Origin of the sequence: Croceicoccus sp. Ery5 (assembly GCF_020985325.1) — a bacterium.
Lineage (GTDB): Bacteria > Pseudomonadota > Alphaproteobacteria > Sphingomonadales > Sphingomonadaceae > Croceicoccus.
Genome location: NZ_CP087587.1, coordinates 2226144 through 2247897, shown reverse-complemented (window position 1 = coordinate 2247897; position 21754 = coordinate 2226144). Strand labels below are relative to the sequence as shown.

The following is a 21754-nucleotide window of genomic DNA, read 5'->3' as shown; positions in this document are numbered from 1 at the left end:
GAAAAGACAGGCCGGGCGGCAGCCTGCCGCCCGGCTGTTATGACTATTCCTCGCCCGGTTGCTCGTCGTCGCGGTCCTGCGTCGGCTCGGGCGGCGTATCTTCCGCGTTCCGCCCGACCATTTCCTCAACGATGGCTTCCTCGGCCTCGGTCTCGGGTGCCTCTTCCTCATCGATGCGCGCGACCGAAACGACATGCTCGTTCTTGCCCACATCGAACAGGCGCACGCCCGCCGTATTGCGGCCCAATACGCGCAGCGAGGCGAGATTGATGCGGATCAGCTTGGCCTTGTCGGTCACCAGCATCAACTGGTCCGAGACATTGGCGGCAAAGCTGTTCACCACGGGGCCGTTGCGGGCGATATTGTCGATATTGACGATGCCCTGACCGCCGCGACCCGTCTTGCGATATTCATAGGCAGAGCTGATCTTGCCGTAACCGTTGGCACAGACCGTCAGCACGAATTCTTCGGCATCGGCCATCGCCTGCTGCTCTTCGGTCCGTTTGGCCGTCTCGTCCTTCCACGGCGCAACCTTCAGATAGGCGTCGCGCTGTTCGGAATCGGCCGTCAGCTCTTTCAGGATCGACAGCGAAACAACCTCGTCCCCATCCTTCAAGGTCATGCCGCGCACGCCGGTCGAAGTGCGTGACTGGAATTCGCGCACATCCTCTGCGGCAAAACGGATCGCCTTGCCGTTGCGGCTGGCCAGCAACACGTCATGCGAGGAATCGAGCAATGCCACGCCGATCAGCCGGTCGCCCGAAGCCTCGTCAAAGCGCATGGCGAATTTGCCGTTCGACGGGATATTGGCGAACGCGTCCATGGAATTGCGCCGCACGCTGCCCAGCGCGGTTGCGAACACCACGTGGAGTGCGCCCCAGCTGTCCTCGTCCTCTGGCAGTGGCAGCACGGTGGCGATCGTTTCGCCCGGATCGAGTGCGGGCAACAGGTTGACGATGGGCCGCCCGCGCGTGGCCGGACCGCCCTCGGGCAGTTTCCAGACCTTGAGGCGATAGACCTTGCCGCTGGTCGAGAAGAACAGCACCGGATTATGCGTGCTGGTCACGAAGAGCGAGGATACGGCATCCTCGTCCTTGGTGCTCATCCCAGAACGGCCCTTGCCGCCGCGATGCTGCGCACGGAAGGTGGAGAGCGGGGTGCGCTTGATATAGCCGTCCATGGTGACGGTCACGACCATGTCGTCGCGCTCGATCAGATCCTCGTCGTCGACGCCGTCCCATGCGGGCGCGATCTCGCACTTGCGCGGGGTGGCGAATTTCTCGCGCACTTCCAGCAATTCGTCGCGCATCACGCCGTACAATTTCACCCGGTCGGCGAGGATCGAGAGATATTCCTTGATGTCGACGGAGAGCTTTTCGAGCTCCTCGCCAATCTCGTCCCGGCCCATTGCGGTCAGGCGGTGGAGGCGCAGGTCGAGGATGGCGCGCACCTGCCGCTCGGACAGGCGATAGGCCGCGGCATCGCCAGCGTCCTCGTGGTCCTCGATCGCTTCGACAAGGCGGATATAGGGCGCGATTTCGCCCATTTCCCACTCGCGCGCCAGCAGCGTTTCGCGCGCCAGTTGCGGCGTGGCGGATCCGCGGATGATGCGCACCACCTCGTCAAGGTTCGACACCGCGATGACGAGGCCAAGCAAGATATGCGCCCGTTCGCGCGCCTTGTTCAGCTCGTACTTGGTGCGCCGCGTGATGACATCTTCGCGGAAATGGATGAAGCTTTGCAGAATGTCGCGCAGGTTCAGCGTTTCGGGCCGTCCGCCACGGATCGCCAGCATATTGGCGGGAAAGCTCGACTGCGCGGGCGTGTAGCGCCAGATCTGGTTCAGCACGACCTCGGGAGAGGCATCGCGCTTGAGGTCCACGACCACGCGCATGCCGGCGCGGTTGGATTCGTCGCGAATATCGGCAATGCCCTCGATCCGCTTGTCCTTGGCGGCTTCGGCGATCTTCTCGACCAGACCCGCCTTGCCGACCTGAAACGGGATCGACGTCAGAACGATCGACTGGCGATCGCCGCGCCGTGTCTCGATCTCGTGCCGGCAGCGTTGCAGGATCGATCCGCGTCCCTCGCGATAGGCTGCGCGCGCGCCTGCCTGACCAAGGATCAGCGGCGCGGTCGGGAAATCCGGACCGGGGATGATTTCGAACAATTCGTCGATCGAAATCGCCGGATTGTCCATCATCGCAAGGCAGCCGTCGATCACCTCGCCCAGATTGTGCGGCGGGATATTGGTCGCCATGCCGACCGCGATGCCGCCCGCGCCATTGACCAGCAGGTTCGGGAATCGCGCGGGCAAAACGGAAGGTTCCTGTTCGGAACCGTCGTAGTTATCGACGAAATCGACCGTATCCTTGTCGAGATCGTTCAGCAGCGGTTCCGCGGCCTTTGCGAGACGGCTTTCGGTATAGCGCATGGCTGCCGGCGGATCGGGGTCCATCGAACCGAAGTTCCCCTGACCGTCGATCAGCGGCAGGCGCATCGACCAGTCCTGCGTCATGCGAGCCAGCGCGTCATAGATCGCGCTGTCGCCGTGCGGGTGGTACGAACCCATCACCTCACCGACGATCTTCGCCGATTTGCGAAAGGGACGGTTCGAATGATAGCCGCCGACCTGCGCGGCATAGAGAATGCGGCGGTGAACCGGCTTCAGCCCGTCGCGCACGTCGGGCAGCGCGCGGGCCACGATCACGCTCATCGCGTAATCGAGATAGCTGGTCTTCATCTCGTCGACGATGTCGATCGGTTCGATGTCGGGGCCAGGCTGCGAGGGAAGCTCGGTAATATCGTTCACTGGGGGTCTGCTCTATAGCGTCTTCTGACTGTCTTATCGGTCTGGCAGACTAGGCGAGGGCGCCCGCCAAGGCCAGCGAAGCAAGGCGTAACGGGGCTTTCGGTGCTGCGTTTTCCACAGTCGCCCGCCCTGTCTGGCGCGCTTTGGTCCAGCACAGGGCACCAGAGCGTGCGTGAGGCGTTCCCATTCAATCCGCGTTCAGTCGCTTTCGCGTATAAAGGGTGCGTGATTTGGGAAATATAAGGCGCGAACCGGTTGCCATGCGGGACATTCCCCGCCATCTGGTTCGCGCTTTTTTATGAGAGATACGGCCCGTCCGCGCTTCCCTCGGCGCGTGGGCCACAGCCTGAAAGCCTAAAGGAGTTTTTGATGAAGCGTTCCGTTTCGCACGTGGCCATGGCCCTGGCGCTTACGCTGGGCACTGCCGGCGCCATCGGCGTTGCTGCCCCTGCCTATGCGCAAAAGCAGCCCAAGATGGAGATTTCCAAGGAATTTCAGCCCCATGCCGTCGCCATTCAGGAATCGGTGAACGGTTCGGCCGAAAATCCGCAGGTCGCTGCCGGCCAGCAGCAGGCCATGGATGCGCTGAACAAGGTGCTGGGTGCACGTGACGATGCTTCGCGCGCGGCCGCACAGGCCGAACTGGACGCGGCGCGTGCCAGTGTCGACCAGCAGATGGGCGGCATTCTTGCCAAGCTGAATGCCGGTCGCCCGACGCTGTCGACGGCGGATGACAAGCTGTTCTTCGGTCAGATGGAGCAGAACGTCGGCCAGAAAATGGCCGATTTCGCCATGCAGCAAAGCGGCATCCAGCTGATGATCGACAGCGGTAAGCTGCCGCCCGAAGAACTGCCGAAATATCATTATTTCGCCGGACTTTCGGCCTTCAACTCGCAAAACTATGCCGATGCGCGCACGTCGCTGCAAAAGGCAGTCGACGGCGGCTATGTCGACGGCGGGGCCGAGAAGATGCTGGTCGATTCCTATCTGCGCGACAATATGACCGCAGAGGGGCTGACCAAGCTCAAATCGATGATCACTGCCAGGATGGCCGCCGGTCAGCCGGTGCCCGAAGGCTGGGCATTCGATGGTCTGGCCGCTTCGGTCAACCAGAACCAGCGCGATCAGGCGTTCGACTGGGCGTTGCTGACGCTGCAGACCGACAGCCGTACGCAGGCGCGAGGTCAGGCCTATAATATTTTCGAGGCCTATACCCCGAACTATAGCGACGAGGAGCAGCTCGATGTGCTGCGCCTTATGTCGCGTGACAATGGCATCACCGAAAGCCGTCAGGCGCTGACCTATCTGGAACTGATGCAGCCGCTGCGCCGTCCGGGCGAGGCAAAGACCTTTACCGACAAGGGCACGCAGCTTCCCGCCGGCCATTCCATGGTAACCGAAGCCAAGCGCGTGGGTGCGGAGCGTTACGATTCGACGCTGCGCGAACTGAACGCCGACGCACCGGGTGCGACCGGCAATGGCGCGGTGGCAATTGCCGACACCTATCTGGGTTACGGCAAGGCTGCCGAGGCCGAAGCGGCCTATCGCAAGGGTCTGGAAACCGGCGCTGCCGACAAGGCAAAAGCACAGATGGGCCTGGGCATCGCGCTGGCCGATCAGGGCAAATATGCCGAAGCCAAGCAGGCTTTCGGTCAGATCACGACGGGCAATCGCGCATCGCTGGCAAAGGCGTGGATCGCCTATGTCGACAACAAGGCGGGCTGATCTGCCGATCATCGACACCGAAAGGGCGGCCTTTGCGGGCCGCCCTTTTTCGTTGGTTCGGTGCTGAAATGTTTCAGCGCAGGCGCTTGACGACCAGATGGCCGTCCTTTTCCTTCACCTCGAAATGTTCGAGCGAGCGCAGCAAATCGCTCAGCCGTTTGTAGCCGTAATTGCGCACGTCGAAACTGGACCGGTTGCCCGCGATCTGGCCGACTTCGCTCAACCGCGCATAGCCTTCGCCATCGCGCCGGGCATTGCGCCATGACTTGCCCAGCAGATCGATCATCTCGTCATCCACTTTCGGCTTGCTGTCGGGCTTGGGCTCGGTAGTCGGGGTTTCGGTTTCCTCGACTTCCTCATCGCCCGCGATCAGCGCGTCGATATCGATGAAACGGGTGCAGGCATTCTGGAACGCCTCGGGCGCCTTGGCGCTGCCGAATCCATAGACTGTCAGCCCGTCCTGCCGCAGGCGCGTGACCAGCGGGGTGAAATCGCTGTCACTGCTCATAATGCCGAAACCGTCGACCTTGCCCTGATACAGCAGGTCGATCGCATCGATGGTCATCGCCATGTCCGTGGCGTTCTTGCCCTTGGTCAGGTCGAATTGCTGCTGCGGACGAATGCCATAGCGATTGGTTAGTCCGGCCCATTTCGTCAGCGCGGGCTTGGCCCAATTGCCATAGGCGCGGCGGATATTGACCTGTCCCAGCTTGGCCAGAGCGGTCAGGACGGGATCGATACCGCGCGGCGTGGTGTTGTCCGCGTCGATCAGCAGGGCGATGTTCTTAAGCGATTCTTCGGTCATGAACCGCGATGTGTGGCCGCGGCGTGCCGATTGCAAGCGGGCCTTCGCCCGTAACCGGAATCAGCCGCGACGGCGACGACCGCGTGCGCGCGGCTGCATTTCGTCGACCAGCTGGCGGAACAGATCGGGGCGTACGATGCGTTCGAACTGGAAACCGGCGCGGCCATCGGCCACCCAGATGACATGCGCCTCGATCCGGCCGATGACAGGCAGACGGATCAGCACGCGCTCGCCCCGACCCAGCGGGCTTTCGCCTGCGATCATAAAGCCGTTGGCCGAAAGATTGACGATCTGGAGATGTACGTCGCCCAGCCGGCGATGCTCTGCCAGAACCGGAAAGTCGACCGGGTGCCGCGCTGCGCGCCGAAGATCGGTTACCGAAAGTTGCGCCCCGCCAAGCACTGCTCATCTCCTTCAAGGTCCGGAAGACCGAGCCTAAGCGGAAATGGCGAATAAAACGTTAAATATGTTGTGTTTGAACTCGGATGCGGTTCAGGCTTTCAGGGTCAGCAGCCCGTGCCGCTTTTTCCCCAGCGACAGCTTGATCGTCTGTCCGCCCGCAGGCTGCACGATCATCTGCGGATCGCCGACGGCGGCATCGTCCAGCCTGACCGCGCCTTCGGCCACCTTGCGTTTTGCCTCGCCATTCGACTTGGTGAAACCGATGGCGGTCAGCGCGGCGACCAGCGGCATGCCTTCGGCAGGGATGGCAAGTTCGGGCAGATCGTCGCCCACGCCGCCCTTGGCAAACACTTCTTCTGCCGTTTTGCGCGCACTGGCGGCGGCATCCGCGCCGCGGCACAGGCTCGTCACCTCGTCCGCAAGGCGGATCTTGGCATCGTTAATTGCACTGCCTTCCAGCGATTCCAGCTGTGCGATTTCCTCCAGCGGGACATCGGTGAACAGGCGCAGGAAACGCCCGACGTCACGGTCGTCGCAATTGCGCCAATATTGCCAGAAATCATAGGCGGGCAGCATGTCTTCGTTCAGCCATACCGCGCCCGCGACCGTCTTGCCCATCTTGGTGCCATCGGCCGTGGTCAGCAGCGGAGTGGTGACGCCGAACACCTCGGTCCCGTCCATCCGGCGGGCCAGTTCGACGCCATTGACGATATTGCCCCACTGGTCGCTGCCGCCCATTTGCAGACGGCACCCCATCCGCTGCGACAATTCGCGGAAGTCATAGGCCTGCAGGATCATATAGTTGAATTCGAGGAAGCTGAGCGATTGCTCGCGGTCGAGCCGCATCTTCACCGAATCGAAGCTGAGCATCCGGTTGACCGAGAAATGGCGGCCCACCTCGCGCAGGAAGGGGATATATTCGAGCTTGTCGAGCCAGTCGGCATTATCGACCATGACGGCATCGGTGGAACCGTCGCCAAAGGTCAGGAACCGTTCGAACACGGTACGGATCGAGGCGACATTGGCCGCGATCTTCTCCTCGCTCAACAGGCTGCGTGCTTCATCCTTGAAGCTGGGGTCGCCGATCTTGCCGGTGCCGCCGCCCATCAGCACGATCGGCTTGTGCCCGGCCTGTTGCAGGCGGCGCAGCAGCATGATCTGGACCATGCCGCCGACATGCAGTGACGGGGCGGTGGGGTCGAAGCCGATATATCCGGATATGATCCCGCGGCTTGCCAGCGCGTCGAGCGCGGCGGCATCGGTCATCTGGTGGATATAGCCCCGCTCGTCCAGCAGGCGCAGCAGATCGGAAGTGTACTGGCTCATAATGGCGGCGCGGTTAGCACGGGTGGGGCCATGCGCAAAGGCGTCACGGCGGAAAGGCGCAGTTTTCACACAGGCTGCATCGGGGGAGATTGCGCCGCCGCGAAGGCTTGGGCAGGAAGGGGCGATGTCCCGCCTGATCTGCCATCCCGAAACCCCGCCTCTCGCTGTCGAGAGAGTGGAAGCGCAACTGATCCGCCTGCCTGCCGCAGGGGCGAGTACGGGGGCCTTGCTGGCGCGTTACCGCATCACCGGTATCGGCAGGCTGGTGATGCCCGCATTTACAGGGCGCGGGCGCGAGGACGGGCTGTGGAAGCATAGCTGCGCCGAATTGTTCCTTGCCCCCGAAACGCCCGGCTATCGCGAATATAATTTCGCCCCCACGGGTCGCTGGGCCGCCTATGATTTCCGTGACTATCGCAAGCCTGCGGGGGAATACGAGCCGTTGGAAATCCCCGAAATCTCGGTCCGGACCGGCGACACCATGGCCGTATTGGACGCCAGGCTTAACCCGCGCGAGATTACCGGCTTCGTCCGCGCCAACCTGTCGATGGTGATCGAGGAAGAGGGCGGTCATCTGTCCTACTGGGCGCTGGCCCATCCGGGCGACCGGCCCGATTTCCATCATCCCGATTCCTTTCTGCACCAGATCGAGCCTGCCTGATGTCCTACCCTTCCGTGAAATTCGGTATCGACCGACTGCTGGCCGATCCGGCCCTGCGCGCCCCGCTGCGGGGCAAGCGCGTCGCGCTGGTTGCGCATCCGGCGTCGGTGACGGCGGAGCTGACGCACTCGCTCGACGCTTTGATGGCCTGCGACGATATCGAGATCACGGCCGCGTTCGGCCCGCAACACGGGCTGAAGGGCGACAAGCAGGACAATATGGTCGAGACGGCGGACGAGACCGATCCGGCCTACGGCATCCCGATTTTCAGCCTTTACGGCGAAGTCCGCCGGCCGAGCGGGCAGATGATGTCGACGGCGGATGTGTTCCTGTTCGATCTTCAGGATCTGGGCTGCCGGATCTACACCTTTGTCACTACGCTGCTCTATATGCTGGAGGCCGCGGCCGAGGCAGGGAAAGAGGTCTGGGTGCTCGACCGGCCCAATCCGGCGGGGCGTCCGGTGGAGGGAACATTGCTGCTGCCCGGGCGGGAAAGTTTCGTCGGGGCAGGGCCAATGGTGTTGCGCCACGGGCTGACACTGGGTGAAATGGGGCACTGGTTCGTGCGCCATTTCGGTCTGGATGTGGCCTATCGCGTGATCGAAATGGACGGCTGGCAGCCCGATGCCGCAGCCGGTTTCGGCTGGCCCGACGATCGTATCTGGATCAACCCCAGCCCTAATGCCGCCAATCTCAACATGGCGCGCGCCTATGCCGGCACCGTGATGATCGAGGGGGCGACGGTTTCCGAAGGACGCGGCACGACGCGCCCGCTGGAAGTGTTGTTCGGCGCGCCCGATCTGGATGCCAGGGCCGTGCTGGCCGAAATGCAAAGCTTTGCGCCCGAATGGCTGGCAGGGTGCGCGCTACGCGAATGCTGGTTCGAGCCGACCTTTCACAAGCATGCCGGAACGCTGTGTTCGGGGCTGATGGTCCATGCAGAGGGGCCGTTCTATGACCATGCCGCTTTCCGCCCGTGGCGTTTGCAGGCACTGGCGTTCAAGGCGATCCGCAGGCTCTATCCCGATTACGATCTGTGGCGCGATTTTCCCTATGAGTATGAATTCGACCGGCTGGCTATCGATGTGATCAATGGCGGTCCGGCCTTGCGCGAATGGGTCGACGATCCGGCGTCCACGCCCGCCGGTCTGGAAGCCGTCGCGGGCGCGGACGAGGCCCGCTGGCGCACGGAAATCGCGCCTTTCCTGCTTTATTGAAGTGTCGCGAACGGGGCGGGGTCGCCGAAGCCGACCGACGTCATCGAAAGCGCGCCGTCGATCGTGTCGTTAAAGATCGACACGGCATCGCCCGCAAGCCGCGCCCCTGCGGCATAGAGCAGCGGCAGATAATGCTCGCCGCTGTTGATCGCCTTGGCGGCGGGCTGGTCGTCGGGAGCGAAACCGCTAATCGCATCGTCGTCGCCCGCGATCAGCGCCCGGTTGATGCGCGACTGGAAGTCGATCGCCCAGTCGGCCCGTGTGCCGGCGCTCTGCCGCCATAGCGCCAGATTATGGACGATATTGCCGCTCGCCGCGATCAGAATGCCTTCGTCGCGCAGGCTGCCCAGCTTGCGGCCGATTTCCAGATGGCGCGATGGGGGCGCTGTCATATCCACGCTCATCGCGACGACCGGAATGTCGGCATCGGGGAACATCGGCAGCAGCGTGCCCCACACGCCATGGTCGAAGCCATAGGCATCGTCGAGTTCGACATTGCCGATCATCTCCGCAACGCGTGCCGCCAACGACGGATCGCCCGGCGCAGCATAGCGCATATCGTACAAGGCTTGGGGAAAGCCGCGAAAATCATGGATCGTTTGCGGCGAGGGCGAGGCGGTCAGCCGCGTAACGCCGCGCGTCTCCCAATGGGCGGTGATGCTGACGATCGCCTTGGGACGGGGCAGGGCACGGCCCAAAGCCTCTAGCCCCGCGCGTTCGGGATTGTCGGTAATCATGGTCATGGGCGATCCATGCCCAAGGAACAGGGAATGCTGTCTTGTCATGACGCCCATGTGGCAAGAGCAAGCCATGTCGCCAAGAAGGCACAGGAATGTGCCTGGGCCTAAGGGAGTCTCCCTCTCATCCCTGCTTGCGGCTCAATTGCCGCATGGCATCCTCGATCCCGCCCAGCGTCAGCGGATACATGCGATCGTTCAGCAATTGGCGGATCATGCGGTTGGACTGGCTGTAACCCCAAGCGCGCTCGGCTTCGGGGTTCAGCCAGACGGTGGCGGGATAGGTATTGGCCACGCGCTGCAGCCAGACCGAGCCCGCTTCCTCGTTCATATATTCGACCGACCCGCCGGGGTGAGAGATTTCATAGGGGCTCATCGCCGCGTCGCCCACGAAGATCACTTTGTAATCATGGCCATATTTGTGAAGAATGTCACAGGTCTGGGTGCGATCCTGCCAGCGGCGCGCATTATCCTTCCACACGAAATCGTATAGGCAATTGTGGAAGTAGAAGAACTCCATGTTCTTGAACTCCCCAGTGGCGGCAGAGAACAGTTCCTCGACCAGCTTGACATGCGGGTCCATCGAACCGCCGACATCCAGAAACAGCAGCAGTTTCACCGCATTATGGCGTTCGGGCCGCATGCGAATGTCCAGCCAGCCCTGTCGCGCCGTCCCCGCGATCGTGGCATCCAGGTCCAGTTCTTCGGCGGCGCCTTCGCGCGCGAAACGGCGCAGGCGGCGCAGCGCGACCTTGATATTACGCGTGCCCAGTTCACGCGTGTTGTCCAGATTGGCGAAATCGCGCTTTTCCCAGACTTTCAACGCACGTTTGTGCCGCGATTGCCCGCCGATCCGCACGCCTGCGGGGTTGTAACCCGAATGGCCAAAGGGGCTGGTGCCGCCCGTGCCGATCCATTTGTTGCCGCCCTGATGGCGCTCTTCCTGCTCCTCAAGACGCTTTTTCAGCGTCTCCATGATATCGTCCCAGTCGCCCAGTTCCTCGATTCTGGCCATTTCCTCGGGGCTCAGGAATTTTTCGGCCACGGCGCGCAGCCATTCTTCGGGAACATCGGCACGCGTTTCGCCGATATCGGATAATATGCCGTTGAAAACCTTTTGGAAAACCTGATCGAACCGGTCGAGCAGCCCTTCGTCTTTCACATAGACCGAGCGGGAGAGGTAATAGAAATCTTCCGGACGGCGTTCGATCACGTCGCGGTCCAGCGCTTCCAGCAACAGCAGATGCTCTTTCAGGCTGGCCGGAATCCCCGCGCTGCGCAATTCGTCGAGGAAATTGAGGAGCATGCAATGATGGCCTTGTGCAGCGGAACGGTCAGTCCGCCCACCATAGGCACGGATGCGCCGGATGGGAAATTGTGGGCGGCAATACCGCCACGGCATCGGGATAAAGCCTGATTGCGGGGCTGCCGAAAAGGCGCAGTGTGTACGCCACATGCGCGACAACGCGCTGGGAGCGTGCATCGATGAAAAAACTTCTTCTCGCCGGGTTCTTCCTGCTGGTTCCTTTGGTCGTCCTGGCCGTGCTGGTCGAAAAGGCGTTCCATTTTTCGCTGAAACTGACCCGTCCGCTGGGACGCTTCGTGCAGATCGACACCTTGGGCGAGATGGCGGTGGCCAATATCATCGCGGTTCTGGCCATCCTGCTGGTGTGCCTGCTGGCAGGGCTGGTGGCGCATATGACGCGCTTTTCGCACAGGCTGGACCGTCTGGACCGCGTCGTGGTTGCGGCCGTGCCCGCCTATGCCGTCGCCAAGGTCGCGCTGGGCGCCGCGGCCAAGGGCGCGCAGGGCGAGGGCAATATGACGCCGGTGCTGGTGCGGTTCGACGATTATTCGCAGATCGCGTTCGAGATCGAGCGGAACGGGGATTACGCCATGCTCTTCCTGCCGGGATCGCCCACGGTGTTCGCGGGCGCATCGGTCAGGGTAGAGACCGGACGCGTAACCCCCATCGACCTGTCGTTCGGTGAGGCAGTCGGTATCCTGCAATTGCTGGGCAAGGGGAGCCTTGGCGTGCCGCGTATTGCGGCGCCTGAACTATCCCCCGCCTGAACTATCCCCCGCCCGCAGCGGAACTACCGCTCGCGCCGCGCCATAAAGGCCAGCCGTTCGAACAGCATCACGTCCTGCTCGTTTTTCAGCAAGGCGCCGTGCAGCGGCGGGATCGCTTTGGTCGCGTCTTTCTGTTGCAGCACGTCGAGCGGCATATCCTCGACCAGCAGCAGTTTCAGCCAGTCGAGCAATTCGCTGGTGCTCGGCTTTTTCTTGAGGCCGGGCACATCGCGGATTTCGTAGAACATCTCCAGCGCCTTGGCCACCAGACGCTGCTGGATGCCGGGGAAGTGAACCTCGACAATCTCGGCCATCGTCTCGGGGTCGGGGAATTTGATGTAATGAAAGAAACAGCGACGCAGGAAGGCGTCGGGCAGGTCCTTCTCGTTGTTCGAGGTGATGACCACGATCGGCCGCTCCCTGGCCTCGATCCGCTCGCCCGTTTCGTAAACGTCGAATGTCATGCGGTCGAGTTCCTGAAGCAGGTCGTTCGGAAACTCGATATCGGCCTTGTCGATCTCGTCGATCAGCAGAACGGGCAGTTCGGGCGAGGTGAACGCTTCCCACAACTTGCCCTTGCGGATGTAATTGGCGATGTCGTGAACGCGCTCGTCGCCCAATTGCCCGTCGCGCAGGCGGGCGACCGCATCATATTCATACAGCCCCTGCTGCGCCTTGGTCGTGGATTTGACGCCCCATTCGATCAGCGGCGCGCCAATGGCCTTTGAAATCTCGTGCGCCAGAACGGTCTTGCCGGTGCCGGGTTCGCCCTTGACCAGCAGGGGACGGCGCAGCGTGACGGCGGCGTTGACAGCCACCTTCAGATCGTCGGTCGCCACATAGTTTTCCGTGCCGGTAAAGCGCTGCATCCCAAGTCCTGTCGATTGTCTGTTTGTCGTCACGCTAGATATTGCATCGCAGCATGGCAAGCGCGTGGCGGCGATATGCGCGTTCAGTATCCGAACAGACGCGGATAGCGCCGGACAAAGCGGCGTAGCCAGAAATCGGTCCGGTCGCGCCGCGCGCGATGCATATAGCGCCAGCCGGCCAGCGCGATCACTGCCGATCCCAGCGTGTCGACGATCAGGTCCCACATCGTATCGGTCAGTCCCGAAGGATCGCCCAGCATCGGCTTCTGCATGTTCATGCCGAGCAACTGGTCGGCACTGAACTCAACGATTTCCCACAACGCGCCGATACCGACGCCAAAAAAGAATGCGAATAAAGCGACGAAGCTGGGCTTCATGGTCACGTCGACCAGCTCGTTCTCGTTCACCAGATAGACGAACAGAAAGCCCAGCATGCCCAGCAGCACGCCCGAACTGGTGTGCAGGGCAAGGTCCCACCACCAGAAGCGCTCGTAATAGTCGCGCACCTCGCCGAGGAACAGCGTGGCAAAGATGAAGAGGACGGTGAAAATCTGGATCTCGACCGGAATGAAGACCGGCAGCTTGCCCGGAAACAGCGCCGGAACGCCGATCACCGCCATCAGCATCAGGACAAGGAACAGGCCCATGAACTGCCGGTCGACCGCCAGCGCGACCAGCTCTCCCGCCATCATGAACTCCATCACGGCCACGATGATCAGATGCAGCCGCCGGACAAGAGGATCGGGCCGGTTGTCGGCAGCGGCCGGACGGGCCGGGCCGGTCACGCGTCGATCATGTCGCGGTCAAGCTCGCCCGCGCGGTTCTGGATGAAGTTGAAACGGTGTTCGGGGTTGCGGCCCATCAGCTCGTCCACCAGCCGCTTTACGCCCGCGCGCTGTTCGTATTCGGTGGGCAGGGTGATGCGGATCAGACCCCTGCTTTCTGGGTTCATCGTCGTTTCGCGCAATTGCTGCGGGTTCATCTCGCCCAGGCCCTTGAAGCGCGAAACCTCGACCTTTTTTCCCTTGAAGACAGTGTCTTCCAGCTCCTTGCGATGCGCGTCGTCGCGGGCATAGCGGCTCTCTTTCCCGGCGGTCAGGCGATAGAGCGGCGGCTGGGCAAGGAACAGATGTCCGCGCCGCACGACTTCGGGCATTTCCTGAAAGAAGAACGTCATCAACAATGTCGCGATATGCGCGCCGTCGACATCGGCATCGGTCATGATGATGATGCGGTCGTAGCGCAGATCGTCGGGGTTGCAGTCCTTGCGGATGCCGCAGCCCATGGCCAGCGTCAGATCGGCGATTTCCTGATTGGCGCGGATCTTGTCGGCGCTGGCGCTGGCGACGTTCAGGATCTTGCCGCGGATCGGCAGGATGGCTTGCGTCTTGCGGTCCCGCGCCTGTTTCGCGCTGCCGCCCGCACTGTCGCCTTCGACGATGAACAATTCGGTTTCGGCGCCGGTTTCGCCGCTGCAATCGGTCAGCTTGCCGGGCAGGCGCAGCTTTTTCGCATTGGTCGCGGTCTTGCGCTTGATCTCGCGCTCCTGCTTGCGGCGCAGGCGCTCGTCCATCCGCTCCATTACCGCGCCCAGCAGCGCCTTGCCCCGTTCCATATTGTCGGCAAGGAAATGGTCGAAATGGTCGCGGATCGCGTTTTCCACCAGCCGCGCCGCTTCGGGCGAGGTCAGGCGGTCCTTGGTCTGCGACTGGAATTGCGGATCGCGGATGAAGACCGACAGCATCACCTCGCTACCGGTGACCACGTCGTCGGGGGTGATGTCCTTGGCCTTTTTCTGGCCGACCAGCTCGGCAAAGCCGCGCAGCCCCTTGGTCAGCGCCGCGCGCAGGCCCTGTTCATGCGTGCCGCCGTCGGGGGTAGGGATGGTGTTGCAATACCAGCTGTAGGAACCGTCGGACCACAGCGGCCAGGCGATGGCCCATTCCACGCGGCCCTGCTGTTCCCCTGCCTCGTTCGCGGGAAAGTCCTGCGAGCCGGAGAAGAAGTCGGTGGTGACGCATTCGCGGGTGCCGACCTGTTCCTTCAGATGGTCGGCCAGACCGCCGGGGAACTGGAAGACCGCCTCGACCGGCACATCCTCTCCCGCCAGTTCGGGGTCGCATTTCCAACGGATTTCGACGCCCGCGAACAGATAGGCCTTGGACCGCGTCAGGCGGAACAGGCGCGCGGGTTTGAATTTCTGCGCGCCGAAAATCTCGGGGTCGGGGGTAAAGCTGACCGTGGTGCCGCGCCGGTTGGGTGCCGCGCCCACTTGCTGGATGGGTCCAAGCGGATGCCCCTTGGCAAATTCCTGCGCATAGAGCTTTTTATCGCGCGCGACTTCCACGCGGGTCAGGGTCGACAGCGCGTTCACCACCGAAACGCCCACGCCATGCAGGCCCCCGCTGGTGGCATAGGCCTTGCCCGAGAACTTGCCGCCCGAATGCAGCGTCGTCAGGATCACCTCAAGCGCCGACTTGCCCGGATATTTGGGGTGTTCGTCGATCGGCATGCCGCGACCATTGTCCGAAATGGTGATGCGGCCTGCCGTGCCGTCCTCGCCCTTTTCCAGCGTCACCTCGATCCGGTTGGCATGGCCCGCGACAGCCTCGTCCATGGAGTTGTCGAGCACTTCGGCGGCGAGATGGTGCAGCGCGCGCTCGTCAGTGCCGCCGATATACATGCCGGGGCGGCGGCGCACCGGCTCCAGCCCTTCCAGCACCTCGATCGAAGAGCTGTCATAGCTTTGCGCGGCGGCGGCAGCCTTGGCGTCGAACAGGTCGTCGGAATTATCTTGTGGCATGGCGCTAAGGCTATGCTCGCCATGGGGCCGCGATCAAGCGGATGCGGGAAGTTATGAGCAATCCTGAGTGCGATTAATCGCAAAACCCGATTTGTGTATCAGTTTTTTCGCATTTTCCCGAACAACGCGCGTGTGGCATAACGCATTCCATCAGCAGGACGCTGCAAAGGCGGTCTGCGGGTTTGTCCCTTCGGCTTCCCGTCCCCCGACCCGACTCCCCCTCGGGTGGAAGCCGTTATCGGGGGCGTCGCCTCGCTCTTCACCCACCCTCGAACGCTTGGCGGCGCCTCTAGGGGCTTCGCCGCCAGGTCGAGAAGGGATCAATCGAAGCTGGTCGGCGCGGGCGATACCACTTTCATGCCGTTCACCGTCACCTCGCGCACTTCGAACGCGCGCTGCACCACCCCGTCGTTAAAGCGGAAGGCACCGTCGAGGCCGAGGAAACCGCCGCGATCGTTCAGTTCCGATACGGGAAATGCCGTGCCCGGTTGCCAGTCGCGAGCGATCCGGATCGTCAGCAGCACCGCATCATAGCCAAGCGCGGAGACGCGATAGGGTGCCGAACCGAAACGGCTTTTATAGCTGTCCGACAGGCGCTGGAACCGCGCATCCGAGACGGCGGAAAACCATGCGCCGCGCAGGGCAGGGGTCTGTGCGATCTGCGCATCGCCGCTCCACAATTCGGTGCCGAGAATCTTTGCCATCTTGTCGGCATCGCGGATCAGCGGGCCGGCGCGCACGGCAATCCGCGCGCCATCGGCAATCAGGATCGCCTGATAATCGCCGTTTTCCTGCAAGCGGCGGACGGCCGAGGTCAGCGAATTATTATCGCGGTTATAGGTTTCGATGGCGGCGATCCGCGTGCCGGTGCGGCGCGCGGTCGCCAGCATCGCATCGGATGCGCGCTTGCCATATTCGCCGCTGGGCACCAGCGCGCCGAACCGGCTGATGCCATTTTGCTGGGCGAAGATCATCGTCCGTTCGATCGACTGCGCCGGGATCTGGCCCATCACGTAAACGCCGTCGCCTGCGACCTCGCTATCGTTGGAAAAGCTGATGATCGGCACGCGCGCGGGCTTTGCCACGCCCTTTACCGCATCGACATTATCGCCCAGCAGCGGGCCGAGGATCAGCCGGTTTCCATCCGCGATCGCGCGCCGCGCCGCGCCTGCCGGATCGCGGGCCGTGTCATAGCTGGTGATGCGGATATTCGCCGTATTGGTATCGAGCAGCGCCATATTGGCGGCATTGGCCATGCTTTGCCCCACGGCCGCATTCTCCCCCGACATCGGCGCCAAAAGGGCGATGCGGTGGCGTGCCTCGTCCACATCGGGCAATTGGCCAGCGACCGGCCCTTCGACCGGCGCGGGGCCGGTGGTGGGCACATTGCCGCCATCGGGAATTATGCCCTTACAACCGGCTAGCACCAGCGCACCAAAGCCCATGACCCCCAGCCGTAGGGCGCGGCGTCGGTTGGCGTTCTTGCCGGAACCGTCCGTGTCCGAAACATTTTTGCCCGAAACAGGCGCGGCGATGGGTGCGACCCGCGTGTTCATGCTTGCATCTCCCAGAGTATGGCGTGCATCAGCGCGGGCCATGGACCAACGCGATGAATCCCTTGAACCGGGCCTCTATATAGTTGCCACGCCTATTGGCAATCTTGGTGACATCACTCTGCGCGCCATTGCGACATTGCGCGGCGCGGAGGCGGTGGCTTGCGAGGATACGCGGGTAACGGGGCGGCTGCTGCAGCATCTGGGCCTCAAAAAGCGGCTGATCCGCTATGACGACCATGCCGACGAACAGGCGCGCGACGGCCTGCTGGCATTGGCGGCAGAGGCAGCGGTGGCGCTGGTGTCGGATGCGGGCACGCCGCTGATTTCCGATCCGGGCTACCGGCTGGTCCATGCGGCGCGCGCGCAAGGGCTGAATGTCATTGCCATACCGGGGCCGAGCGCGGTGGTCGCGGGGCTGTCGATATCCGGCTTGCCGACCGACCGCTTCCTGTTCGCCGGTTTTCTGCCGCAAAAGGCGAAGGCACGCACCGATGTGCTGGCCGAACTGGGCGGGGTGCGCACGTCGCTGGTATTCTATGAAACCGCGCCGCGCCTCGTTTCCGCATTGCAGGCGATCGGCGACGCCTTGCCGGGCCGACTTGTTGCGGTAGGCCGCGAACTGACCAAGCTGCACGAGGAATGCCGGACCGGCACGACGGATGATCTGGTCGCCCATTATACCGCCCATCCGCCACGGGGAGAAATTGTGCTGATGATCGGCCCTCCGGTCGAAGCGGATGCCGGGGATCTGGATATCGACGCCTTACTGGCAGAGGCGCTGTTGACCGACAAGCCCAGTCAGGCGGCGGCAAAGCTGGCCAGGGCGCATGGGCTGGACCGCAAGCTGCTGTATGCCCGCGCGATGGAACTGAAAGCGTGAAGCCCGCAGCCATCCGCCGCATCCGCGCCGAGAAACAAGGGCGTCGCGGCGAGGAGGAAGCCGCGCTGTTCCTGCACGCGGGCGGTTGGGACATATTGGCGCGGCGCGTGCGCAATGCGGCGGGAGAGGTCGATCTGGTGGCCCGAAAAGGGCGCATCGTGGCCTTTATAGAGGTCAAATGGCGCCAAAATGCCGCCGGACTGGACAATGCCATCGACGCGCGCCGTCTTGCCCGTGTATGCGCGGCGGCCGAAGCTGAGGCCCACCGCTTTGTGCAAGAGGGCGATGACATGCGGATCGACGTGCTGCTGCTTGCACCCGGCCATGCGCCACGCCATCTGGAGAATGCAGGCCTGTTCTGACGCCTGCCGAAAAAGGAACCGACGTGCCACAGCCCCTGCGTATCGCCGTCCAGATGGACCCGATGGAATCGATCAATATCGCTGGCGATTCCAGCTTTGCCCTGATGCTTTCGGCGCAGGAACGCGGTTACCGGCTGTTCCATTACGACGTCCGCAGCCTGAGCTGGAAATCGGACGGGCAGGGCGGCGGACGGGTTACCGCATGGGCCGCGCCCGTTACCGTGCGCCGCGTGAAGGGCGACCATTTCAACATGGGCGAGCATCGCAGCATCGACCTTGGCAGCGATGTCGATGTGGTGCTGATGCGGCAGGATCCGCCATTCGACATCGGCTATCTGACCGGCACCTGGCTGCTGGAACGGTTGAAGGGTGAAACGCTGGTCGTGAACGACCCTGTATCGGTCCGCAACGCGCCGGAAAAAGTCTATGTTCTGGACTTCGCCCGATTCATGCCGCCCACGCTGATCACCCGCCGGATCGGGGAAGTGCGCGACTTTATCGCCGAACATGGCGCGGTGGTGATCAAGCCGCTGCACGGCAATGGCGGCAAGGCAGTGTTCAAGGTGGATGCCGACGGCGGCAATCTTTCCGCGCTGGTTGAGATGTTCAACCAGACATGGCCCGAACCCTTCATGGTCCAGCCATTCCTTCCCGAAGTCAGCGAGGGCGACAAGCGCATCGTGCTGGTCGACGGGGTGGTCGCCGGCGCGATCAACCGCAAGCCGGGCGAGGGGGAGTTCCGGTCGAACCTTGCGCAGGGCGGCTATGCCGAAAGCGCGCTGCTGACCCCGCGCGAACAGGAAATCTGCGACGCGATGGGGCCGCAACTGAAAGAGCTGGGCCTCGTCTTCGTCGGTATCGATGTGATCGGCGGCAAATGGCTGACCGAGATCAATGTCACCAGCCCGACGGGCATCGTCGCCATCGACAATTTCAACGGCACCGATACCAGCGGCATGATCTGGGACGCGATCGAGGCACGGCTGGGCCGCTAGGCGCGGAGCCAAAAGCGCGCTGACGCATTGAGCGGGTAATGACCGACTGGATCATCACCATGATCGAGAGGGGCGGCTATCTCGGCATCGCCTTTCTGATGGCGATCGAGAATATCTTCCCGCCCATTCCCAGCGAGGTAATCATGGGCGTGGGCGGCCTGTTGGTCGCGCGCGGGTCGATGTCGTTTCTGCCGTTGCTGGTATGGGGAACGGTGGGATCGGTCGCGGGCAATTATGTCTGGTACTGGATCGGCCACAAATACGGCTATCGGCGGCTGGAACCGTTCATCGAACGCCATGGCCGCTGGCTGACGCTGGACTGGCAACATATCGAGGATACGAGCCGCTTTTTCCGCAAGCACGGCCAATGGGTCGTGTTCTTCCTGCGCTTTTCGCCGCTGATGCGCACCATCGTCTCGCTACCGGCGGGGCTGGCGCATATGAATGTCTGGAAATTCCTGATCTTCACGGCGTTGGGAGCGGCGATCTGGAACACGCTGCTGATCGCGGGTGCGACCCTGCTGGCGGGCTTCGTCAAGGATTTCGAGGTGTGGGTCGGCATCGGCACATGGGTCCTGATCGGCGCGATGCTGGTGGGCTATGTGTTCCGCGTGGTGACGTGGAAACCTAGGGATCCGGAAGAGCAGTCAGGCACGGAGGGTTCAGAAACTTGAACCCCAGCTATAGCTGAACCGTAACAAACCGAAGGATGTCATGTAATAGCTGGCGATGGGATTGCCGTCGCTATCGAGGGCGGGAAGGAATTTCGTATCTTCCATCAAAACCTCGCAGACGAATTCGTCGAGCTTGTCATAGCTCATATCATCATAGGCGTGGCAGCCCGTCGGTAGCCCTGCTTCGTCCAAATCGACGCGAACCACCGCGATGAGATTGTCGGGGGCGTGTTTGGATCGGTATTGCGGAGCGTCGATCATCTTGTTGAACATGTCGCGATAATCGACTGGCGCGGCGCGGCGGGTCAGATTTGCGTGCGCGGCAATATCAATTCCCCAGCTCTCGACGAGATTATCAGTGCACCTATCCATGACGCTCATCGGTGCGCGCAAACTGCCAGTCTTCACTACCAGCCTTTCGCCGCGAATTTCGACTTCCAGCCTGTCCATGGCGGCAGTCAGTTCCTCGCGTTCGCGATCGGTCCATATTGGACGGGCATTTTCATCATTCACATCGGGCAAGCGCGGACGAAGTGAAAGGCTGACGAATGCCGCCGGCACCGAGTCCCAATCCAGCGTATGATAGGATTCATATTCACGGAAGTCGGTCGAGGTGCCGACGCGTGCGCGAAATTTTGACCGACCGAATTTCTTTTCCGACGCCATTAGAAGATGGATTGCGTCGCCCGGTTGATACTGCACGAACTGAAGCCGGAATTCTCGCTCTCCCGATTTGAACAGGCGGGTCAGCAGACATCTGTTCTCGGCAAAGTCGACGAGCCAGTCGGTGCTGGGCTCAAAAATGACCTCTTCAGGCGGCTCCTTCGCCAAGACTTTCGGGACAAAACCCGGCCATAAGACCAATGCAGCAGCAGCAAGAATGGTTCGCATGACCGGAACGATATGACCGAGGCATTGCCAAATCAATAAGCCTTGCGCAGTCATTCGGACCTAATCGTCGCGCTCCCTTGGGTGCGCATCGCGATAGACGTCGAGCAGGATCGCAGCATCGACCTTGGTGTAGATCTGGGTCGAGCCGAGACTGGCGTGGCCCAGCAATTCCTGAAGGCTGCGCAGATCGGTGCCCGCCGCCAACAGATGCGTGGCAAAGCTGTGGCGCAGTGCATGTGGCGTTGCGCTGGGGGGCAGGCCCAGCGCCGCGCGCGCGCGGGCAGTGGCCTTTTGTACCATTCCTTGCGACAATCGTCCGCCTTTCGCGCCGCGAAACAGCGGATCGCGTGCGCCCGCAGGCCATGGCTGGCGCGCGAGATAATCCTCCACCGCCTGACGGACGAGAGGGAGGACAGGCACCACGCGCTGCTTGCGGCCCTTGCCGGTGACGGTGATCGCCTCGCCCATCGGCATGATCCCGCAATCGAGCGACAAAGCCTCGTCAATCCGCAGGCCCGCGCCATAGAGCAGCAAAAGGACGGCACGGTCGCGCGCGCCGATCCAGTCCTCGTCCGCGAATTCGGCAGCGGTTTCGGCCAGATTGACCGCCTCATCCGGCGTGACCGCGCGGGGCAGGCCCTTGGCAACGCGGGGGCCGCGCAGGCGGGGCGGGGCCAGATCCTCGTTCCCCGACTGCGCCAGTGCGAATTTGATCAGGGCCTTCAGCGCCGAAAGCTCGCGCGCGGCAGAGGCGTTGGACAGTCCGTCGCCGCGCCGCATTGCCAGATAGCGGCGCATATCGGCCGCCTTTGTGCCCGCCACGCGCCGCCAGTCCACCTCGTCGCCCAGCCATTCCAGAAAGCGCCGCGCCGCATCGCCATAGGCACGCACCGTATGGGGCGAACGCCGCAAGCCAAAGGCGAGATGGTCGTGCCATTGCTCCAGCAAATCGGCGCGCGATTTCAT

Annotated in this window: 20 protein-coding genes; 8 read left to right on the top strand and 12 right to left on the bottom strand. The window is 62.5% G+C overall.

The window, feature by feature from the left end:
• Positions 1-43 precede the first annotated feature (43 nt).
• A complete protein-coding gene (gyrA, locus tag LOZ74_RS10560) occupies positions 44-2743 on the bottom strand; it encodes a DNA gyrase subunit A (protein ID WP_230293871.1) in 2700 nt (899 codons plus the stop codon).
• A 438-nt stretch (positions 2744-3181) separates the two neighbouring features.
• On the opposite strand from gyrA, the gene LOZ74_RS10555 reads away from it, so the two are divergent.
• Positions 3182-4537 carry a hypothetical protein gene (locus tag LOZ74_RS10555; RefSeq protein WP_230291179.1) on the top strand — a complete coding sequence of 452 codons (1356 nt, stop codon included), beginning with the start codon at positions 3182-3184 and terminating at the stop codon, positions 4535-4537.
• Between the two features lie 73 nt (positions 4538-4610).
• On the opposite strand, the gene LOZ74_RS10550 is transcribed toward LOZ74_RS10555, so the two are convergent.
• From LOZ74_RS10550 to tyrS, 3 genes are all read right to left on the bottom strand, one after another.
• Positions 4611-5342, bottom strand: coding sequence for an NYN domain-containing protein (locus LOZ74_RS10550; RefSeq protein WP_230291178.1), 732 nt, complete (start codon positions 5340-5342; stop codon positions 4611-4613).
• A 60-nt stretch (positions 5343-5402) separates the two neighbouring features.
• Positions 5403-5744, bottom strand: coding sequence for a PilZ domain-containing protein (locus LOZ74_RS10545; protein WP_230280882.1), 342 nt, complete (start codon positions 5742-5744; stop codon positions 5403-5405).
• Between the two features lie 90 nt (positions 5745-5834).
• On the bottom strand, positions 5835-7070 hold the full coding sequence (gene tyrS / locus LOZ74_RS10540) for a tyrosine--tRNA ligase (protein WP_230293870.1): 1236 nt from the start codon (positions 7068-7070) through the stop codon (positions 5835-5837).
• A gap of 124 nt (positions 7071-7194) precedes the next feature.
• On the opposite strand from tyrS, the gene LOZ74_RS10535 reads away from it, so the two are divergent.
• Positions 7195-7731: a DOMON-like domain-containing protein gene (locus tag LOZ74_RS10535; RefSeq protein WP_230280884.1), complete on the top strand. Its 537-nt coding sequence runs from the start codon at positions 7195-7197 to the stop codon at positions 7729-7731.
• 14 nt (positions 7732-7745) lie between these two features.
• Positions 7746-8948 (top strand): exo-beta-N-acetylmuramidase NamZ domain-containing protein, encoded by a 1203-nt coding sequence (locus tag LOZ74_RS10530; RefSeq protein ID WP_230293869.1) that lies wholly within the window; start codon positions 7746-7748, stop codon positions 8946-8948.
• Here the strand turns inward: LOZ74_RS10530 and ygiD are convergent.
• Positions 8942-9691: a 4,5-DOPA dioxygenase extradiol gene (ygiD, locus tag LOZ74_RS10525; protein ID WP_230291177.1), complete on the bottom strand. Its 750-nt coding sequence runs from the start codon at positions 9689-9691 to the stop codon at positions 8942-8944. The two genes, LOZ74_RS10530 and ygiD, sit on opposite strands and share 7 nt — an antisense overlap.
• 118 nt (positions 9692-9809) lie before the next feature.
• Positions 9810-10991: a VWA domain-containing protein gene (locus LOZ74_RS10520; RefSeq protein ID WP_230291176.1), complete on the bottom strand. Its 1182-nt coding sequence runs from the start codon at positions 10989-10991 to the stop codon at positions 9810-9812.
• A 179-nt stretch (positions 10992-11170) separates the two neighbouring features.
• Here LOZ74_RS10520 and LOZ74_RS10515 point away from each other — a divergent pair, with 179 nt between their 5' ends.
• Complete coding sequence (locus LOZ74_RS10515) at positions 11171-11758, top strand: hypothetical protein (protein WP_230291175.1); 588 nt, start codon at positions 11171-11173, stop codon at positions 11756-11758.
• A 23-nt stretch (positions 11759-11781) separates the two neighbouring features.
• Here LOZ74_RS10515 and LOZ74_RS10510 read toward each other — a convergent pair whose 3' ends face one another.
• From LOZ74_RS10510 to LOZ74_RS10495, 4 genes are all read right to left on the bottom strand, one after another.
• Positions 11782-12627 (bottom strand): MoxR family ATPase, encoded by an 846-nt coding sequence (locus tag LOZ74_RS10510; protein ID WP_230291174.1) that lies wholly within the window; start codon positions 12625-12627, stop codon positions 11782-11784.
• 83 nt (positions 12628-12710) lie between these two features.
• Positions 12711-13412 (bottom strand): hypothetical protein, encoded by a 702-nt coding sequence (locus tag LOZ74_RS10505; RefSeq protein ID WP_230291173.1) that lies wholly within the window; start codon positions 13410-13412, stop codon positions 12711-12713.
• A complete protein-coding gene (parE, locus tag LOZ74_RS10500; protein WP_230291172.1) occupies positions 13409-15430 on the bottom strand; it encodes a DNA topoisomerase IV subunit B in 2022 nt (673 codons plus the stop codon). The genes LOZ74_RS10505 and parE overlap by 4 nt, the downstream gene beginning before the upstream one ends.
• A 320-nt stretch (positions 15431-15750) precedes the next feature.
• Positions 15751-16986 (bottom strand): penicillin-binding protein activator, encoded by a 1236-nt coding sequence (locus tag LOZ74_RS10495; protein ID WP_230291171.1) that lies wholly within the window; start codon positions 16984-16986, stop codon positions 15751-15753.
• Positions 16987-17026: 40 nt separating this feature from the next.
• Here LOZ74_RS10495 and rsmI point away from each other — a divergent pair, with 40 nt between their 5' ends.
• From rsmI to LOZ74_RS10475, 4 genes are read left to right on the top strand one after another with little or no spacing between them, the layout of a single operon-like run.
• Entirely contained in the window at positions 17027-17866 is an 840-nt protein-coding gene (gene rsmI / locus LOZ74_RS10490; RefSeq protein ID WP_230291170.1) for a 16S rRNA (cytidine(1402)-2'-O)-methyltransferase, read from the top strand.
• Positions 17863-18228: a YraN family protein gene (locus LOZ74_RS10485; RefSeq protein WP_230291169.1), complete on the top strand. Its 366-nt coding sequence runs from the start codon at positions 17863-17865 to the stop codon at positions 18226-18228. The genes rsmI and LOZ74_RS10485 overlap by 4 nt, the downstream gene beginning before the upstream one ends.
• Before the next feature lie 53 nt (positions 18229-18281).
• Complete coding sequence (gene gshB / locus LOZ74_RS10480) at positions 18282-19223, top strand: glutathione synthase (protein WP_230293868.1); 942 nt, start codon at positions 18282-18284, stop codon at positions 19221-19223.
• Between the two features lie 38 nt (positions 19224-19261).
• Complete coding sequence (locus tag LOZ74_RS10475; protein ID WP_230291168.1) at positions 19262-19897, top strand: DedA family protein; 636 nt, start codon at positions 19262-19264, stop codon at positions 19895-19897.
• On the opposite strand, the gene LOZ74_RS10470 is transcribed toward LOZ74_RS10475, so the two are convergent.
• Positions 19886-20842, bottom strand: a complete 957-nt coding sequence (locus LOZ74_RS10470; RefSeq protein WP_230291167.1) for a hypothetical protein — start codon at positions 20840-20842, stop codon at positions 19886-19888. The two genes, LOZ74_RS10475 and LOZ74_RS10470, sit on opposite strands and share 12 nt — an antisense overlap.
• A 6-nt stretch (positions 20843-20848) precedes the next feature.
• Positions 20849-21754, bottom strand: coding sequence for a tyrosine recombinase XerC (locus LOZ74_RS10465; RefSeq protein WP_230293867.1), 906 nt, complete (start codon positions 21752-21754; stop codon positions 20849-20851).

Bases quoted from the DNA above. Each gene is read 5' to 3' on its own strand.
- LOZ74_RS10470 (WP_230291167.1), bottom strand. From the start codon at position 20,842: ATGACTGCGCAAGGCTTATTGATTTGGCAATGCCTCGGTCATATCGTT.
- rsmI (WP_230291170.1), top strand. From the start codon at position 17,027: ATGGACCAACGCGATGAATCCCTTGAACCGGGCCTCTATATAGTTGCC.
- LOZ74_RS10475 (WP_230291168.1), top strand. From the start codon at position 19,262: ATGACCGACTGGATCATCACCATGATCGAGAGGGGCGGCTATCTCGGC.
- gyrA (WP_230293871.1), bottom strand. From the start codon at position 2,743: ATGAAGACCAGCTATCTCGATTACGCGATGAGCGTGATCGTGGCCCGC.
- LOZ74_RS10550 (WP_230291178.1), bottom strand. From the start codon at position 5,342: ATGACCGAAGAATCGCTTAAGAACATCGCCCTGCTGATCGACGCGGAC.
- tyrS (WP_230293870.1), bottom strand. From the start codon at position 7,070: ATGAGCCAGTACACTTCCGATCTGCTGCGCCTGCTGGACGAGCGGGGC.
- ygiD (WP_230291177.1), bottom strand. From the start codon at position 9,691: ATGACCATGATTACCGACAATCCCGAACGCGCGGGGCTAGAGGCTTTG.
- LOZ74_RS10520 (WP_230291176.1), bottom strand. From the start codon at position 10,991: ATGCTCCTCAATTTCCTCGACGAATTGCGCAGCGCGGGGATTCCGGCC.
- LOZ74_RS10465 (WP_230293867.1), bottom strand. From the start codon at position 21,754: ATGAAATCGCGCGCCGATTTGCTGGAGCAATGGCACGACCATCTCGCC.
- LOZ74_RS10535 (WP_230280884.1), top strand. From the start codon at position 7,195: ATGTCCCGCCTGATCTGCCATCCCGAAACCCCGCCTCTCGCTGTCGAG.
- LOZ74_RS10555 (WP_230291179.1), top strand. From the start codon at position 3,182: ATGAAGCGTTCCGTTTCGCACGTGGCCATGGCCCTGGCGCTTACGCTG.
- gshB (WP_230293868.1), top strand. From the start codon at position 18,282: ATGGACCCGATGGAATCGATCAATATCGCTGGCGATTCCAGCTTTGCC.
- LOZ74_RS10510 (WP_230291174.1), bottom strand. From the start codon at position 12,627: ATGCAGCGCTTTACCGGCACGGAAAACTATGTGGCGACCGACGATCTG.
- LOZ74_RS10515 (WP_230291175.1), top strand. From the start codon at position 11,171: ATGAAAAAACTTCTTCTCGCCGGGTTCTTCCTGCTGGTTCCTTTGGTC.
- LOZ74_RS10495 (WP_230291171.1), bottom strand. From the start codon at position 16,986: ATGAACACGCGGGTCGCACCCATCGCCGCGCCTGTTTCGGGCAAAAAT.
- parE (WP_230291172.1), bottom strand. From the start codon at position 15,430: ATGCCACAAGATAATTCCGACGACCTGTTCGACGCCAAGGCTGCCGCC.